The 15,278-nt window shown below is 39.3% G+C and carries 17 protein-coding genes and 1 tRNA gene; 4 read left to right on the top strand and 14 right to left on the bottom strand.

Annotated elements, in window-relative coordinates; translation table 11 throughout:
• Positions 1 to 58 precede the first annotated feature (58 nt).
• Positions 59 to 1,333, bottom strand: coding sequence for a CCA tRNA nucleotidyltransferase (locus tag VB620_RS05035; RefSeq protein ID WP_323195048.1), 1,275 nt, complete (start codon positions 1,331 to 1,333; stop codon positions 59 to 61).
• 84 nt (positions 1,334 to 1,417) lie between these two features.
• Between VB620_RS05035 and VB620_RS05030 the strand changes: the two genes are divergently transcribed.
• Both VB620_RS05030 and tsaB read left to right on the top strand, forming a co-directional pair.
• Entirely contained in the window at positions 1,418 to 1,666 is a 249-nt protein-coding gene (locus VB620_RS05030; RefSeq protein WP_323195047.1) for a Ycf34 family protein, read from the top strand.
• 180 nt (positions 1,667 to 1,846) lie between these two features.
• Complete coding sequence (tsaB, locus tag VB620_RS05025) at positions 1,847 to 2,506, top strand: tRNA (adenosine(37)-N6)-threonylcarbamoyltransferase complex dimerization subunit type 1 TsaB (RefSeq protein ID WP_323195046.1); 660 nt, start codon at positions 1,847 to 1,849, stop codon at positions 2,504 to 2,506.
• A 115-nt stretch (positions 2,507 to 2,621) separates the two neighbouring features.
• Here tsaB and VB620_RS05020 read toward each other — a convergent pair whose 3' ends face one another.
• The 8 genes from VB620_RS05020 to VB620_RS04985 form a co-directional block, all read right to left on the bottom strand.
• Entirely contained in the window at positions 2,622 to 3,905 is a 1,284-nt protein-coding gene (locus VB620_RS05020) for an aspartate aminotransferase family protein (protein WP_323195176.1), read from the bottom strand.
• Between the two features lie 141 nt (positions 3,906 to 4,046).
• Entirely contained in the window at positions 4,047 to 4,589 is a 543-nt protein-coding gene (locus VB620_RS05015; protein ID WP_323195045.1) for a methylmalonic aciduria and homocystinuria type D protein, read from the bottom strand.
• Positions 4,590 to 4,893: 304 nt separating this feature from the next.
• Positions 4,894 to 5,100 (bottom strand): glycogen debranching protein, encoded by a 207-nt coding sequence (locus VB620_RS05010; RefSeq protein WP_323195044.1) that lies wholly within the window; start codon positions 5,098 to 5,100, stop codon positions 4,894 to 4,896.
• A gap of 142 nt (positions 5,101 to 5,242) precedes the next feature.
• A complete protein-coding gene (locus tag VB620_RS05005) occupies positions 5,243 to 5,944 on the bottom strand; it encodes a DevA family ABC transporter ATP-binding protein (protein WP_323195043.1) in 702 nt (233 codons plus the stop codon).
• Between the two features lie 123 nt (positions 5,945 to 6,067).
• On the bottom strand, positions 6,068 to 7,234 hold the full coding sequence (devC, locus tag VB620_RS05000) for an ABC transporter permease DevC (protein WP_323195042.1): 1,167 nt from the start codon (positions 7,232 to 7,234) through the stop codon (positions 6,068 to 6,070).
• Between the two features lie 19 nt (positions 7,235 to 7,253).
• The gene (locus VB620_RS04995) at positions 7,254 to 8,099 is read right to left on the bottom strand and encodes an alpha/beta fold hydrolase (protein WP_323195041.1); all 846 of its coding nucleotides are present in this window, start codon (positions 8,097 to 8,099) and stop codon (positions 7,254 to 7,256) included.
• Positions 8,100 to 8,105: 6 nt separating this feature from the next.
• Complete coding sequence (locus VB620_RS04990) at positions 8,106 to 9,395, bottom strand: ABC exporter membrane fusion protein (protein ID WP_323195040.1); 1,290 nt, start codon at positions 9,393 to 9,395, stop codon at positions 8,106 to 8,108.
• A gap of 240 nt (positions 9,396 to 9,635) precedes the next feature.
• Positions 9,636 to 10,844, bottom strand: a complete 1,209-nt coding sequence (locus VB620_RS04985) for a bifunctional sterol desaturase/short chain dehydrogenase (RefSeq protein ID WP_323195039.1) — start codon at positions 10,842 to 10,844, stop codon at positions 9,636 to 9,638.
• Between the two features lie 421 nt (positions 10,845 to 11,265).
• On the opposite strand from VB620_RS04985, the gene VB620_RS04980 reads away from it, so the two are divergent.
• Positions 11,266 to 12,222, top strand: a complete 957-nt coding sequence (locus tag VB620_RS04980; protein ID WP_323195038.1) for a DNA adenine methylase — start codon at positions 11,266 to 11,268, stop codon at positions 12,220 to 12,222.
• 8 nt (positions 12,223 to 12,230) lie between these two features.
• Here the strand turns inward: VB620_RS04980 and VB620_RS04975 are convergent, their stop codons facing one another.
• Positions 12,231 to 12,383 (bottom strand): hypothetical protein, encoded by a 153-nt coding sequence (locus VB620_RS04975; protein ID WP_323195037.1) that lies wholly within the window; start codon positions 12,381 to 12,383, stop codon positions 12,231 to 12,233.
• Between the two features lie 18 nt (positions 12,384 to 12,401).
• Between VB620_RS04975 and VB620_RS04970 the strand changes: the two genes are divergently transcribed.
• Positions 12,402 to 12,632: a DUF433 domain-containing protein gene (locus tag VB620_RS04970; RefSeq protein ID WP_323195036.1), complete on the top strand. Its 231-nt coding sequence runs from the start codon at positions 12,402 to 12,404 to the stop codon at positions 12,630 to 12,632.
• Positions 12,633 to 12,785: 153 nt separating this feature from the next.
• Here the strand turns inward: VB620_RS04970 and VB620_RS04965 are convergent, their stop codons facing one another.
• The 4 genes from VB620_RS04965 to VB620_RS04950 all read right to left on the bottom strand — a co-directional run bounded on the left by VB620_RS04965 (position 12,786) and on the right by VB620_RS04950 (position 15,096).
• Positions 12,786 to 13,190, bottom strand: a complete 405-nt coding sequence (locus VB620_RS04965; protein ID WP_323195035.1) for a hypothetical protein — start codon at positions 13,188 to 13,190, stop codon at positions 12,786 to 12,788.
• Positions 13,191 to 13,467: 277 nt separating this feature from the next.
• Positions 13,468 to 13,905, bottom strand: coding sequence for a hypothetical protein (locus VB620_RS04960; protein WP_323195034.1), 438 nt, complete (start codon positions 13,903 to 13,905; stop codon positions 13,468 to 13,470).
• 207 nt (positions 13,906 to 14,112) lie between these two features.
• Positions 14,113 to 14,547 carry a hypothetical protein gene (locus VB620_RS04955; RefSeq protein WP_323195033.1) on the bottom strand — a complete coding sequence of 145 codons (435 nt, stop codon included), beginning with the start codon at positions 14,545 to 14,547 and terminating at the stop codon, positions 14,113 to 14,115.
• A 477-nt stretch (positions 14,548 to 15,024) separates the two neighbouring features.
• Positions 15,025 to 15,096 (bottom strand) — tRNA-Cys (locus tag VB620_RS04950).
• Positions 15,097 to 15,278: the final 182 nt, after the last annotated feature.

Raw genomic sequence — 15,278 nt, 5'->3', positions numbered from 1 at the left:
GAGATTGTGACCCAGTGGGTAATCGCGGTATGTTACATAGTTGAAAGATGTTATACCTCTAGTCTAATAGTAAACTCTGCGCCCAGGCGATCGCCTCTTGGGGACTGGAAATTTTACCCTCAGCTTGAGCAATGGCAATTTCTGTTAATAATTCCCCTAATTTTGGCGAAGGTAAAATATTTAATGCTAGAATGACATCGTCACCACTTACGAGTTTAGTGGGATGGGCAACCAGATCATCAGGGTTCAGGTAACGGTTGATTAATGGTGCATAGACGCATAGCGACTGGTCGCCAGACATCGCCGATACCAAATTATTATCTACTAAGGCTAGGATGATTGTAGCCGCAAATACGTTTCCTGCTGCTTGAAAGAAAAGATACTGTTCCCTCACGCACATATTACCTGATTGAAGTTGCGGTGATAGTTTCAGTGCAGTAATCACAGCTTTAATTTCCCCCTGGCTGTAAGTCCGTTCTTGCAGTTCTATTTTGGCAACTTCTGGCTCAGGGTTAACCAAACAAGCCAGTTTAGCGATACCTAACCAAGTGGTTTTTAATGTGTCGCGCAGGGGCTGTTGTAATTCTGCACTCAGTTGTGGGTAATTTTGACTAACTAAGGCGGCTACTGTGTCAATTTTTGCCAGTTTTTCCCAGCTTTGGGCAGTAGCATTGGGGAATATAGGCGCAAGTAACCCATTTTCTGAGGCTTTGATTAGCCAATGTGTACCTTGAGAATTTGCTAATAAATAACCGATTTCTACTCGCACTCGTTCGGCGGCGACTTCTGTGATTTGTGATGCCAAATTCCCAATAGTTTTCTCAGTATTTGACTCAATGGTAAAGTTAAGCTGGGCGGCTTGACGATATGCTCGCATTAATCGCAGAGGGTCATCTTTCAGGTTAGCTGCTGATATCATTCGCAAGATACCCTGTTTGAGGTCAGCCTCTCCATTTAACGGGTCGATAATTTCTTGGGTATGGGGATTATAGGCGATCGCATTAATTGTAAAATCTCTTCTATCTAAATCAGTTTCTATACTTTCCCCTTCTTGTTGGGCAAAATCCACCGTAGCATCGGGAAAAACTACACGGGCGATTTGCCTTTGGGCATCAAGTAACACAAAACCAGCCTGATAATCACGGGCGATGTTTTCCGCTACCTGTACCGCGCCAGATGGGATCACAAAATCTAGATCCAAGTATTCACGACTTCTACCCAAAAGCGCATCCCGCACAGCGCCACCGACAAGATAGGCTGGTTGTGGTAACAATTCCCAGTTAAAAGGGCAATTTTCGAGGAGTAGAGTCAGATTTGTTTCGGAGATTGTCATCAAAATCAACCCAATAAATAGTGAATAAAACTTGGGCTTAAGTTACATTAGCAATAAATACAGGTTTTTGGAGTCAGTTCGATTATGTGTATTTGCGTGAACTGCCACTACGTAGACAGTTGTGAAACCTACCACGCCGTAGAAGCACAACACCAACAGCCCCATTTAACCGAAAATCCCACCTTTGACCCCAATGAACCCTCAATTAACGTCAACATCCGCACAAGCGAAGATGTGATTGAAATGGAATGGGACGTTGTCGGTTGTCTCAGCTTTCAACAAGAAATGGGTAAATGGTCGAAATTGCGTCCCGGTGAATTAGTACCTACGTGATCACCGATTGTTGCACATTGCGGCTACTACCCCCTGTAGTAGTCGTACATACCACTTTGAAAATCTCCCCTTGGCGTACTTGGCGACTTGGCGGTTTGATAATCCATCCAGCTAAATAAAGCAACGATTATATGATTGAATAAATAAAACACCCACAAATTATTAACAGTTTAATTAACCTTGACCCCCAAACTACAACAGCTTGCAGCCCAAAAATACGCCATCGCCCTACACACCACAACACCCGAACTGGGGTTGGCTATCAGTAATTTTGCTGGTGAAACTCGCGCTGATACTTGGGATTTGGGGCGTGATTTATCTAGTTACGTACATAAATATTTAAAAGAATTTATTCAACCCCACACCTGGGCAGATATAGAATTTATTGCCGTAGCTAGGGGTCCTGGTGGTTTTACAGGGACGCGCATTGGTCTAGTCATTGCCCGCACCTTGGGACAACAGTTAAATCTCCCTATATTTGCCATTTCTACCTTAGCAGCAGTGGCTTGGGCGGAAAAAGGTCAAAATCAATCAAACCCAGCCGTGATAGCTGTAGAAATGCCCGCACAACGGGGAAAAGTTTTCGGGGCTATTTACCAAATATCTGCTGATCACTTACAGATTACAGCCTTATTACCAGATACAGTATTTACACCAGAAGCATGGCAAGAAACTTTAGCAAATTGGCAGAGTGAATACCAACTAATTACAGCCACATCTGGTTTAGCGGCAACGGTCAGCAGTATTTTGGAATTGGCTTATTTAGATTGGCAACAAGGTAAACATCCTGATTGGTGTGAGGCTTTACCATATTATGGACAGCATCCTGTAGAAAATTAACAGTTATATTTCTCTCCCCCTCCTCTTCTCTGCGCCTCTGCGCCTCTGCGTGAGATAAATTCTAAAACTAAAACAGCGAGAGACAGGCGTAAAGACCCATCCTCGCTGATTAAACTTAAGCTACGAGAGAAGCGATCGCCCGTTCCACAATTTGCAAGGCTAAATCGACTTCCGCCTCAGTCACAATTAACGGTGGTACAAATCGGATAACCTTGGGACCTGCTGGTACTAGCAATAAACCCTGGTCGATAGCAGCCTTCACAACATCGACTGCGGTGAAGGGAACATCTGTTTGTAACTCCATCCCATTGATTAAACCCCAACCGCGAACTTCAGAAATGTAATTGGGATATTTAGCGGCGATCGCCTTTAAGCCATTTCGTAGCTGTATACCCCGTGCTTCCACATTCTGCAAAATATTTTCTTTTTCCAAAGTCTGACAAACAGCCAGCGCCACACCACAAACAAAGGGATTACCACCAAAAGTACTGGCGTGTTCTCCGGGCTGGAAAACGTCGCAGAACTTCTTACTCATCATCGCCCCAATGGGGACACCGCCACCCAAACCTTTGGCACTGGTAAAGATATCTGGTTCTACACCCAAATGTTCATAACCCCATAACTTACCACTGCGTCCCATCCCAACTTGCACTTCGTCGAACATCAACAAAACGTCAGTTTCATCACAAACTTTCCGCAGCTGTTGGAAATAAGCCACGTCACCAGGACGCACGCCGCCTTCTCCTTGCAACGGTTCAATCAGAATCGCTGCTACACGGTAATCACCTTCATCTAACTCACTAATGGCTGCTTCTACAGCATGAATATCGTTATAGGGAACATATTCAAAACCTGGGACTAAAGGATCAAAATATTTTTGATACTTCGGTTGTGCTGTAGCCGTAACTGTGGCTAAAGTCCGACCGTGAAAACTAGCATTGGCGGTTAAAATAATCGGTTTCTCAATATCTAGAACTGTGTGGGCATATTTTCGCGCCAGTTTAATGGCTGCTTCGTTCGCCTCAGCCCCAGAGTTGCAGAAAAATACTCGATCTGCACAGGAATTTTCCACTATCCACTGGGCTAATTCACCTTGTTCGGGAATGTAGTATAGATTAGAAACATGATGCAGCTTTTGGATTTGGCGTGTCACTGCTTCTACCATAGCTGGATGGGCGTGTCCCAGGGTACAAGTGGCAATTCCGGCTACAAAGTCCAGATATTCTCGTCCTTGGGTATCCCAAACCCGACAGCCAGCACCCCGGTCTAAAGCTAGGGGAAACCGGCCATAGGTTGACATTACGGCTTGATTGAAGCTGTCAGCGTCAAAAGGGCTAGATGTCATAGAATCTGATGTTGGGGGGATGGTAGCTTGCTCAATGAGATTTGGTATGCTCAAGACCGCGCCTCCTGATAAGTCTTTAATTTTAATAGTCAATTACTAGTTTCCTAGATATTCTGAAATATTACATTTTATTTATTAAATCTGATACTAAATTTCCTGAATTAGTAGCGTCTACTGCTTCAGGGAAAGTAGTTGTTAATTCCATCCGTGTAAGGGTGCAATCTCTTTGGTGAAAGTTTTGATCATTTTTGGCGGTGCTACTGATATTAAAACACTGGGATAAACTGCTGCACCCCAGAGAGGATGAATCAGTACCCGACATTTGTTTTTCATTACTGGATAGTTAAGTAAGGCTTTGACTACTGCTGTGTCATTGTGGGGAATTTCTCCGGGATGAGACAGTAAGGGGTAGCCAGTGCGAGGATCAATCAGGTCTGTGACATAACCGCGATCGCGCAATTGAAAGGCGAGGTCACAACCAAACCGCATGAATTTTTCCCGCAGACGTTGTTTTTCTTGTTCTATTTGGGTTGTACTTTTGACGAGTTGATAACGTGATTGCTGTAAAACAATGATGACCCAAAAACAACCTTGATTTTTCCAATCTGGTAATATCCGTTCGCAGTTGGCACAGATATAGTCACTGGGTGAATGAATTGAAATTTCAACACCTAGTCCTGTGTTGCCAACTAAATTAATCGGACAGGCTTTTTCGGAAGTGTAAACTTGGGAAATCACTAGATTAATTTCCTATGTGTCAGTTTTACATTTAAGTCTTGTTATGATGATAACTCTTAAAAGTTCCTAAAAGTCATTAACTTGTGCTAATTAGTGAAGCTATTTATAAGTTTTTTCCCAGAAGTTGTAATTTTTTAACCGAATTTTTATATTTTTTTAATCTCTATTTCCAACTCAAGCTAATTTTACGAGTCGGATGTGAAAATAATATTCCCTTCTAGCTTCCAAAAAATAGAGGTCAAAACCTCGAAGGTATGACCTATATGTTTGAGAAGTTTTGGGGCTAGGCTTAACTGGGATCTAGTTAATTCAGTTTCAGAGCATTAACCGGGACTTCATCCCAGGAATTGACTATGCGTAATTTTGCTACCCAACCGGATGATTTTTGGTTAGCGGTCAAGTTTTCTTGAAAGGATTGATGACAATCTCTGGCTTGTGATTCATTACAACAAGCAATACAGGCATAAATCATCCCTGAAGGATCTATTTGCTCATTTACCCAAATTGTCATAGGATTCCGCTTTTAAAACTCTATATTCTGAAACTAATTTTAGCTGAATAGTTGTTAATGTTTGTGAGGGCGATCGCAGTGGAAGCTGATGTATGCAACCACTAAGGAAGTTAGGAATAAAATTTCAACCCCAAAAGGGTTTTTACCCAGTCCCCAACTTTAGCTGACCATCTTCCATATAGATAATCCGATCAGCAATATCTAAAATCCGGTTGTCGTGGGTAACTAGCAAGATTGTACAACTTTGTTCTTTAGCTAACTTTTGCATTAATTCCACAACATCACGCCCAGATTTTTTGTCTAATGCTGCTGTGGGTTCATCGGCTAAAACAATTTTGGGGTGACTGACTAATGCGCGGGCGATCGCAACTCTTTGTTTTTGTCCCCCTGAGAGGTTCTCTGGATAGTAATTTACGCGATCGCCTAAACCCACAGTTTCCAGCATGGCGATCGCTTTAGCGTTGATATCCTCCTTTAATAACTCATCATGCAACTCTATGGACATCCTGACATTATCTTTTGCTGTCAAAAAACTCATCAGGTTATGTGCTTGGAAAATATATCCAATTTGGCGGCGCAGTTTAGTTAATTGTCCTTTGCTGGCTCCACAAATTTCCTTTCCTAAGATTGTTAAGCTACCTGCTTGAGCGGATCGCAAACCACCCATAAGGGTTAATAACGTAGTTTTTCCCGAACCGGAGGGACCAGTCATAATCACAATTTCACCGGCTTTAATCTGCAAATTAATATCAAATAAAACTTGTTTACGCAGATTACCTCCACCGAAGTAATGATTCAGATGTTCTACAGCAATTACTGGTGTTGTCACAGAATTTTCTAACATCGGATTTTATGGGGAGTGGGGATTGTTAAATAGGGCAGGGGAGCAGGCTTAAAAATCCTGAATTACAAGGGTTTTATGATCTATTTTTGTCCTAACCTCCTTGGCGGTTGCTATAAGTTAAAATTAAAAAACATCTGCGGGGTCGGCTGTGCGTAATTTTTGCATGGCGATCGCACCTGAGAAACTACACATAATCACTGTCAAAATAAATACAGTTATTGCCCGTTCTAACTTCATGGTGATGGGTAACATGGTGGCAGCGTAGGTAATCTGATACAATCCAAAGGAAAGGAAAAATGCGGGGATGTAACCTAAGATGGCTAGAAATAAAGCCTCTTGTAACAAGACTCCCAACAAATAGCGATCGCCATAACCCATTGCTTTCAGGGTGGCGTATTCTGGTAAATGTTCAGAAACATCAGAGTAGAGAATCTGGTAAACAATCACGATCCCGACAATAAAACCCACCACCACACCTAAACCAAAAATAAAACCAATCCCAGTACCCTCAGCCCAGTATTTTTTTTCTATTTGAGCAAAACCTTCTGGAGTCAAAACAATGACATCATTGGGTAAGTCTGCGGTTAATTGCGATCGCAGTTTTTCTACATCTACACCCGGATGTAATGTAATTAATCCTACCTCAATCCGGTCTCTTTGACGTTCAGGAAACAACTGCAAAAAAGTAGAATCACTAGTAATCACATTACCATCAGCCGCAAAAGAAGCACCATTACTAAATACACCACTCACACGGATGACTTTATTATTCAATTCCGTTTCAAACTTACCTGTTTCCTGAAAAATATCACCCACAGCGCCATATTCTGGACGACCCGCTTCATCAAACAACACCTGGTGTAATTGTTTTAAAGATTTCTGATTTTCTTGGACTTCGGGAAATTTAAATGCAGGTTCTACCGGATCGATACCCCAAACTAAAATAGCACGATCAAAGCGGGTTTGAGGATTTCGCCATTGTCCAGTACCAATATAAACAGAATTGACTGATTTTACCGCCTCATAACCCAATGTTTGATATAGTCTCTCCCTAGAAAAACTTTTGACTGAAAACAGAGTTTGAAATTGGGGATTAATTAAAATTAAATCTGCTTCTAAATTGCGATGAGGTTGGATAGCTGCATCAAAAAGCGCACTTTCAAAACCAAGCTGAATAAACATTAGCATATCAGCAAATGCAATCCCAGCTACAGCAATTAATAGCCGAGTTTTTTCTTTCATTAACTGTCGCCATGCTAGGGGCGTTTTGCGAGATAATAAAGGAATCATAGGGGATAAATAGAATTAATTATTCAGCGAGGAAATTTAAAACCAGAGAATTAAATTTGTCGGGAAATTCCAAATGGGGATAATGACCACAGCTATCGAAAATGTGTAACTGATTATTAGGTAAACCTTTAGCCGCAACCTCAGCATGAGAAACGGGAAGGATAGGATCTTGTTTACCCCAAATAATTAGGGTTGGCGCTGTAATATTTCCCAGTTGTTTAACTATTTCAGAAAAAACGGTCTTCCTCACACCAAATAAATTTAAATGTGTCCGTGCTAATTGCATCAGTGGTTTTTCTCTGTGAGGAAGGGAATAAATAGGATAACGAATTTTCTTCCACTCTGGGGGAATTATTTTCCAGTTATAAACCTCTCTTTTTAGCAGTAAATCAATTTTTTCTCCATTAGGAGGAAAGAAACGTAAACCTAATGGTAAAGTTGCTAAACGCAGTCTCAGGTTAATTTCTTTCCCTAGCCCAAAACTACCAATTAAGATTAACTTTTCTACTTGGTTGGGAAACATTAAACTCAACTGAATAGCAGCAGCACCTCCCATAGAATTACCCACTAAGGTAGCAATTTTAATATTTAGCGTATCCATGAAGTTTTTGATAAATTCAGCTTGGTAACTTAAAGAATAAGTAGCTGATGGTTTATCAGAAAGACCAGAACCCACCATATCAATAGCGTATACCCGGTAATATTGCGCTAAAACCTGAATATTATAAAACCAAAATTCTACAGAACCTCCAGCACAGTGTAATAAGATAATAGTTTTTTCATTGTTTCCTAAAGTCCAATAGCGGGTGTTAATTTCACCGACTTTAATATATTTATCTGGCGGTATATCTGTAAGTGTTATCATATTTTTCTAAAAATTAATTGCTGTTTGTACTTGCAAATTAGTTAACCCTGCCACTTTTTTACTATCTTCAGGATGCAAGCGAATTTTGACATCAATTACCCGGCTATCTAGGTTTTCTCCTGGTTGATTACTAAAAACGTTTTGTCTATTTACCTGTAAACCAATTTGAGAAACTGTTCCGCGTAATTCCCCAGAAAATGCTTGACTGGTAACTACTGCTGACTGTCCTACTTGAATTTTACTAATATCAGTTTGATATACTTCCGCCACTGCGATCATTTGCTGATTTTCTGCTAATTCTGCAATTCCAGCATCCCGAATTTTTTCTCCGACTTTTGCATGAATTTTGAGAATTTGTCCGGCGATTGGTGCTTTAATATAGGTAGATTCTAATTTAATTTGCATTTCTTTGAGTGTCGCCATTGCATTCTCAACTTCACTTTTTGCAGCTTGTATATCTACTGGGCGAATTTCTTGAATACTGTTGAGGGTAGCTTGGGCTTCAGTGATTTGTTTATTCCCAGTGTCGATAATTCGAGTGAGTGCAACTTGGGCTTGAGTTAGTTCTCTGCTAGCAGTGGAGTTAATGCGATTTAAAACTGCTTCGGCTTCTTTGAGTTGCTGTTGTGCTGTTTCCAGAATTAAACCTTTACTATCAAATAAGGATTGAGAAATTACTCCTTCTGATGATAGTTGCTGATAACGGTTATATTCTGATTTGGCGTTATTTAGTTCTGATTGAAATTTGTTAATTGTCGCTTCTTGTGCAATTCTATCACCTAATGATTGCGCCTCTATGCGGGCGATCGCCTCTTGTTGATTAATTCTATCTGCGGCTAACTCTGCTTGTAACCGTTCAATGGTGGCTTTCTGGGCTGCAATTTCTCCAGCTTTTGCACCAGCTTGGACTTGGGCTAGTTTAGCTTCTGCAACTTTCACCTGCTGCTGTGCTTGCAGTACATTACTCTGTAAAAGAGTACGTGAGTCTAAAATTGCCAGTATTTGCCCAGTTTTGACTGTATCACCTTCTTGAACTAAAATTTCCGCGATGCGATCGCCATCTAATTGCAAAGGTGCAGATAACCTAATTACCTCTGTTTCAGGTTCTAATCTTCCTAAAGCACTGACTCTAGGTACAATTGGCGCGGTTTCTGGAACTTCAGATGAGTTAGTTTCACCAATTAAACCAAACTGAGAAAGCCCATAAACAGCAATTCCCCCTGTAATCACCGTAGCAGCTAATACTAATATTATTAACTTTTTATGGGGGATTTTAACCCACACATTTTTAGCCATTTACACCTCACTAAAACTTATTTATTGGGAGATATTTAAAGAAAAAAAAATCAAATTATTCTCATTTCTGATTTTTCTGGTAAATATAGCGTTTCCTAATCATAAAAAGTAGATCATAGCCCCCTCATTCCTTGCGGGGAGGGGGTTCCTAAACCAAATATTGGTTAAAGTTGGGTTTTGTATCCTCAACCCAACCTACATTTTCGTCTAATCTTGGGTTTGAAAACAGTCTTTAGCTCTTTAAAAATTAGCTGTTTTGCTAAAAATCCGGTAATAGAGCCATGTGCTAGCTTCCTTGATTGGAAACAGCAGATAAGTCAGAGGATTAATAGTGACAATAATATTACGGAAATCTCGCCGTGCAAAAAACAAGATACCACGAGCTACTTGGGTCGCTGACATCAACCCATAAGGATTGAGTTTACTTTTAAACGGCCCTAGAATTAATTTGCGAATCACACAATTACCATCCAACCGCTTGAGAGTGACAAGATTTCCTAATGTGCGTTTACTTAATTCATAGAGGGGACTTAAAGCCGGGGAAACCTCAGCCTCAGAAGTGTTTACCCAGATTTCCTTAGTCGCTTTAGCTTGTGGTCCGGTGACAGTTGTTAAAAATATATCCATTAACCGCAAGACAGAGAAAGTATTCACCTGATAGGAAGATGCGATCGCCTCTGGTGTGCGGTTAGCATAGACATTGACACCGTGATTGATAATCAAAATATCGACTTTTTCTAAACTTTCTTGGAGTTGCGCTTCATTACCTAACTCCCAGGAAAGCACTTTTAAATTAGTCTGCGGTGCTAACTTTTCCGGGTTAGTGGTTAAAGCCACCACTTTCGCTTTATGCTTGAGCAGTTCCGCCGTTAATGCTTGACCCAGAGAACCGGATGCTCCAGTTAGAGCTACGGTTTTACCTTTGAGAGATAGACTTGTACCGAGTATTTTATCCACAAGAGGAAAGACACCACTGTAATAAGCATTCACGTCATCAAAATGATGTCGCCAATGGTAAGTGCGATTTACCCACCAAACCGAGGGAGTGATTTGTAAAGGGCCGGGTAAGTGATTGTAGTCTGTTTCAATTTTACCAGTGAAATATCGCACAGAAGCACCATATAAGAAGGTACAGCTATAGAAAACTCCCAGCCATAAGCCCATTTGGTGAACAACTAGGGTGATGATGCTTAAAGCCCCGACTAATAAAGCTGACTCAAAAACATCATGATAAAGCTGGGAATCTTGGTAAGCTTGGACGGAGACGATGGATAAATCCCGTCGGTATACCTGATGGTGTTTATTGTGCCATTTGGCGAGCCATTTGACTTCATGACACAAGACATGATAAACGTCTCTCAGCACTTCAGCTAGCAACAGCGAAAAGATTCCCCAACCGGCAAACTGCACACAGGTATTTACCAATACCCAATTAATCTGACTGAACATTGTCATATTTTCCTACACGCCACTTATCTTAATCTTTCTTCATATTGTGACAAGAATAGATTAACGTGAGGTTACAGAGCAACATAAAATTTCACGCCTGTAGTCAGAACTTCATTCGTCTGTTTGAGAAGGAACACAATGCACACAAAATATTCTCCCTGAATTGAAGCGAACCTACACATCTAGCGGCTTGCGGCTAAAGTTCGTATTGCACTGAGTTGTAACAAATACAAAGTATCTTATGAGGCATTGGCTTGAATGGAGAAGCTAGGGAATTAGAGGAGAGAATTACAGGGAATGTGGCAGTGTTGTTACAACAAGGGTAGATAAAAACTCAGTAACAGAATAAATATACTATTTCGTATTCTTGTGTAAAATAATATCAAATTAAAGTCCAGCAATAATAGTTTTATAGTAAAAAATGTCAAAGCAAAATAAAAGAATAACAAATTCCCCTTTTCGTTATCCAGGGGGTAAATTTTATGCTCGTAAACTTATTCTACAATGTATCCCTGAACATAATAAATATTGCGAACCTTTTGCTGGGGGTTCATCTATATTTTTTGCAAAGAACAATGTAAGAGATAATATTTTAAATGATAAAGATGAGGAATTAGTGAATTGTTATATTCAGATTCGGGATCATGTAAATGAGCTTATATTATTGTTAGATAATATTCCTGCTACAAAGGAGTTGCATTCCTACTATAAAAACGAATTTAAGCCTTCTAATGATTTAGAACGAGCAATGCGATGGTTTTATTTAAATAGAACTTCTTATTCTGGGATCATGAAACATCAAAATTGTTATTGGGGATATGGTGAGAAGTATTCTATGCGGCCGGAAAACTGGCCATTTCATCTCAGAACTACATCGGAAAGGTTGCAAAATACAGAAATATGGAACTTGGATTTTGAAATTTTAATCAATCAACTGCCGAATGGTTACTTTTTATTTATAGATCCTCCATACTTTAATGCAGATCAAAATAAATTTTATACTTGTTCATTTACAAAAGAAGATCATGAAAGACTTTGCCAATTGTTGAAAAAACATCAACATAGGTTTCAGTTTTTGATTACTTATGATAATAGCCATGAAATTAGAGAAATGTACAATTGGTGTGTATCAAAACAGGATAAAGAATGGAATTATACTATTAGTAGGACTGATGATCAAAAAAATGGGCGCAAACTTGAACATGGTTATCAAAATGGCAGATATAAAGGAAAAGAAATATTTATTGCTAATTATGATATTGAATCAATAATTGGAGTAGAACCACTTAATTTTAATACACAAAAATACACGCCTGTAGTCAGGACTTCAATCCTCTCCTTGAGAAGCTGCGGTGTACACACAAGATATTATCCCTGAAATTAAAATCAGGCGATCGCACCCGATGAGTACAAAGCTTTTTTGCACCCCAAAATATTATCATCTCGCTGGTTGCGGCTGAACTGCTTAACGCACTGAGTTTTAACTTTGATACTATCCGCAGGGATATGATGGAATTGGAAATAATTGCTTTTGAGCAAAATTCAAGTCATCACGCTATGAAACCACTAACCCGAATCACATTCAACCCAGAAATTATGGGTGGCAAACCCTGCATTCGAGGTAGGCGTGTTACTGTAGGTACTGTTGTTGGCTTAATGGCAGCAGGACATACGCCAGAAGATATTCTCAAAGCCTACCCATACTTAGAATCTGAAGATATTTATGAAGCCCTAGCCTATGCTGCATGGCGGGTAGAAGAAATTGAAGTACCCCTTGCTTCCGCATGAAAATTTTACTTGATATGAATCTTTCGCCTGACTGGGTGAAGGTGTTGGAAAATAAGGGTTTTGAAAAATAATCCCCTGGGAAAGCTGTAACTCTCTCAGGGGGTGGTAAATATGGTTATTTAGTTTAAAAAGTTATACATATTGGAATACAGTTTACTGATTAACTTCAGGGTTGAACTCCTTTATGGTTTCTATATTAACCAACCATTCTTGCTTACTCATACCCTCTGTCCCCCAATATAAGTTTGCTACATACTCACGTCCCTTGTGGTCTTGAATAAACTGATCGATTAACGGATCGCTTAATGTTTCCTCTTCAACACCGTCTAACTGTAGAGGTTTAAAACCCATTGCGGTTAAAGTTTTACCTAGTTGATTATTAGGTTCATATACAAAATCTACGAGTACCACTGCTTCCTTTTTTTCATCAACTAGATCAATTACCTTAAATAAGAACTTAATGTAGGTTAAGGAGATAATATCACAACTTAAGAAAGTCAGTCGCATCAAGCGTTCGGGAGGTTTTGGAAGTGCAAGATGATCGTTTAATGTAGTCATTTTATTATACTAATTGGTTATCATATATGGGAAGCAAATGCAACCCATATACATAGTATAGCCTATGTAGATTCTCACACCAATGTTGAAAACCGAACTAAAGCAAATCAGAGGATACGTAAGCTAAAACCAGTGATAGGCGGTTATTAAGAGATTTCAGATTTTATCAACTATTTTGAAGCTATGGCGTAATATTACACCTGAGACAGCCTACAAGTAACAGAAAACCCGCAGAACGATAGAGGAATCTGCGGGTTTAAAAGCTAGTTTTTTAACTTTATCTATTTGGATCTAAAGGTCTCAAAGTTTCTACTTGTAGCCACCAAGACCCATCATTATTTTCATCAACATTTTGATAAACAAGTTTTGCTAAAAATGGAACACCCTGTTGAGTTTCTAGAAACTTCATGATTTTCTGCCAAATACCTGTATTATCTAACTGAAGCATATCTTCTTCAATAAAATATGTCATTTCAGGTTCTGTAAAACCCATATTTTTTAATATTGTAGCTCGGTCGTTATCCTTCTTATAGATATTATCAACAATGATTTCCAGAAATGTTTTAGTGTTTTTATTTTCTCCCTGTACCTCAAATATTAGGCTGATCTCTCGGACTGGAACTAGTTGATACCTTAAGAAGGTTAGTTTATTTAAATCAGTTAAATGTTTACCAGGTGAAAACCCCGATTTAGGTGTAAATATTTGTCTCATCATTTCTAATTTTGGGGTGTTATTGGTTTCATTTGCCCCACTTGTATGATAAGCCCTAAGTAAATTTTCGTGCCAAGGCTGAAAACCGAACTAGAGTAAATCAGAGGATACGTGAGCTAAAACGAGTGCTAGACGGTTATTAAGATACTTCAGATTTTATCAACTATCTTGAACCTATGGCGTAATAATACACCTGAGACCGCTATTGCTTTAAAAAGGTTTCAATGTTGAAATATCTATCTGCCAAGAATGCTTAAGCATCTCCTGAGTTTCATTATATATTTTAGCTAAAAATACATTTCCTTGATTTAATATTAAAAACGTATCAATCCTAGTCTCAATATTGTCATCTTCAAACTGATAAAACCCGTCCTCATTTATAAAACATTGTTTGTCAGGTTCTACAAAACCCATAGCTTTTAATATTTTACCTACAAAGTTATTATATGTATATATTGTACCGACCGATATTAAAACTTTTTCAGAAGTTCCTTTGACTTCTCCCATTACTTCAAAAACAAAGTTTGTTGTATGCAAATGTTTGTCTTGAGTCATTTCAACTTTTCTATTAATTCCCAGAAATGTTAAATGGGATAAATCCTCTTCGTTGACGGCTGGTATAAAAGCTTTTTCAAATACAGCCATAGAATATCCTTTGAAGTTTTTTTATTGGTTCCACCCGTTGACCGCATAAATATAATATGCCCTAAGTATATTATCCTGCCAAGGCTGAAAACCGAACTAGACTAAATCAGAGGATACGTAAGCTAAAACCAGTGCTAGGCGGTTATTAAGAGACTTCATATCTTACCAACTATCTTAAAGCTAAGTAGTAATATTACACCTATGTACATAGGCGGTTAGGTTGCGGTCATCCTGTCTTCTGATCAACACACAACCCCTGCTGATTACCAACAATACACATACAGCAGATAACAGTGTGGATGGAATAGATACAGCTACCAACTGAAGACAGTCGGGAATCTTGATTATTTAAGTAGTCAAATTAAATGGACTGAGCAAAAAATATCCATACAGCAAGTAACAGCTTGGGCTATTTTTTTGAGTCTTAGATTGTTGATTTATAGAGAATCTAGGGAACTAAAATTACTGGAACCTTAAAGGCGACAGGCGGATTTGAACCGCCGAATGGAGGTTTTGCAGACCTCTGCCTTACCACTTGGCTATGTCGCCGTGCTTTGTCTCACGATTACTCACTATAACATATCTTATTGAAATTTGCACCCTACTTCTCTGGGAAATTTGGTGGTCGATCGCATTTTCAAATTCCCATAAATGGCAACATTACATGAAGACTGAGGGGGCTATTGTGAGAAGTTGATGAATTTTTGGCGAAGATGGGTGACGTAAAATAC

This window comes from Nodularia harveyana UHCC-0300 (assembly GCF_034931085.1).
GTDB lineage: Bacteria > Cyanobacteriota > Cyanobacteriia > Cyanobacteriales > Nostocaceae > Nodularia > Nodularia harveyana.
This window is presented reverse-complemented; position numbering and strand designations above follow the sequence as displayed.

What these genes read in the sequence shown, in the direction of transcription:
- VB620_RS04955 (WP_323195033.1), bottom strand. Translation starts at nt 14,547, where the DNA reads ATGGCTGTATTTGAAAAAGCTTTTATACCAGCCGTCAACGAAGAGGAT.
- VB620_RS04970 (WP_323195036.1), top strand. Translation starts at nt 12,402, where the DNA reads ATGAAACCACTAACCCGAATCACATTCAACCCAGAAATTATGGGTGGC.
- VB620_RS04960 (WP_323195034.1), bottom strand. Translation starts at nt 13,905, where the DNA reads ATGATGAGACAAATATTTACACCTAAATCGGGGTTTTCACCTGGTAAA.
- VB620_RS05035 (WP_323195048.1), bottom strand. Translation starts at nt 1,333, where the DNA reads ATGACAATCTCCGAAACAAATCTGACTCTACTCCTCGAAAATTGCCCT.
- VB620_RS04985 (WP_323195039.1), bottom strand. Translation starts at nt 10,844, where the DNA reads ATGTTCAGTCAGATTAATTGGGTATTGGTAAATACCTGTGTGCAGTTT.
- devC (WP_323195042.1), bottom strand. Translation starts at nt 7,234, where the DNA reads ATGATTCCTTTATTATCTCGCAAAACGCCCCTAGCATGGCGACAGTTA.
- VB620_RS05005 (WP_323195043.1), bottom strand. Translation starts at nt 5,944, where the DNA reads ATGTTAGAAAATTCTGTGACAACACCAGTAATTGCTGTAGAACATCTG.
- VB620_RS05030 (WP_323195047.1), top strand. Translation starts at nt 1,418, where the DNA reads ATGTGTATTTGCGTGAACTGCCACTACGTAGACAGTTGTGAAACCTAC.
- VB620_RS04995 (WP_323195041.1), bottom strand. Translation starts at nt 8,099, where the DNA reads ATGATAACACTTACAGATATACCGCCAGATAAATATATTAAAGTCGGT.
- VB620_RS04980 (WP_323195038.1), top strand. Translation starts at nt 11,266, where the DNA reads ATGTCAAAGCAAAATAAAAGAATAACAAATTCCCCTTTTCGTTATCCA.
- VB620_RS04990 (WP_323195040.1), bottom strand. Translation starts at nt 9,395, where the DNA reads ATGGCTAAAAATGTGTGGGTTAAAATCCCCCATAAAAAGTTAATAATA.
- VB620_RS04965 (WP_323195035.1), bottom strand. Translation starts at nt 13,190, where the DNA reads ATGACTACATTAAACGATCATCTTGCACTTCCAAAACCTCCCGAACGC.
- VB620_RS05010 (WP_323195044.1), bottom strand. Translation starts at nt 5,100, where the DNA reads ATGACAATTTGGGTAAATGAGCAAATAGATCCTTCAGGGATGATTTAT.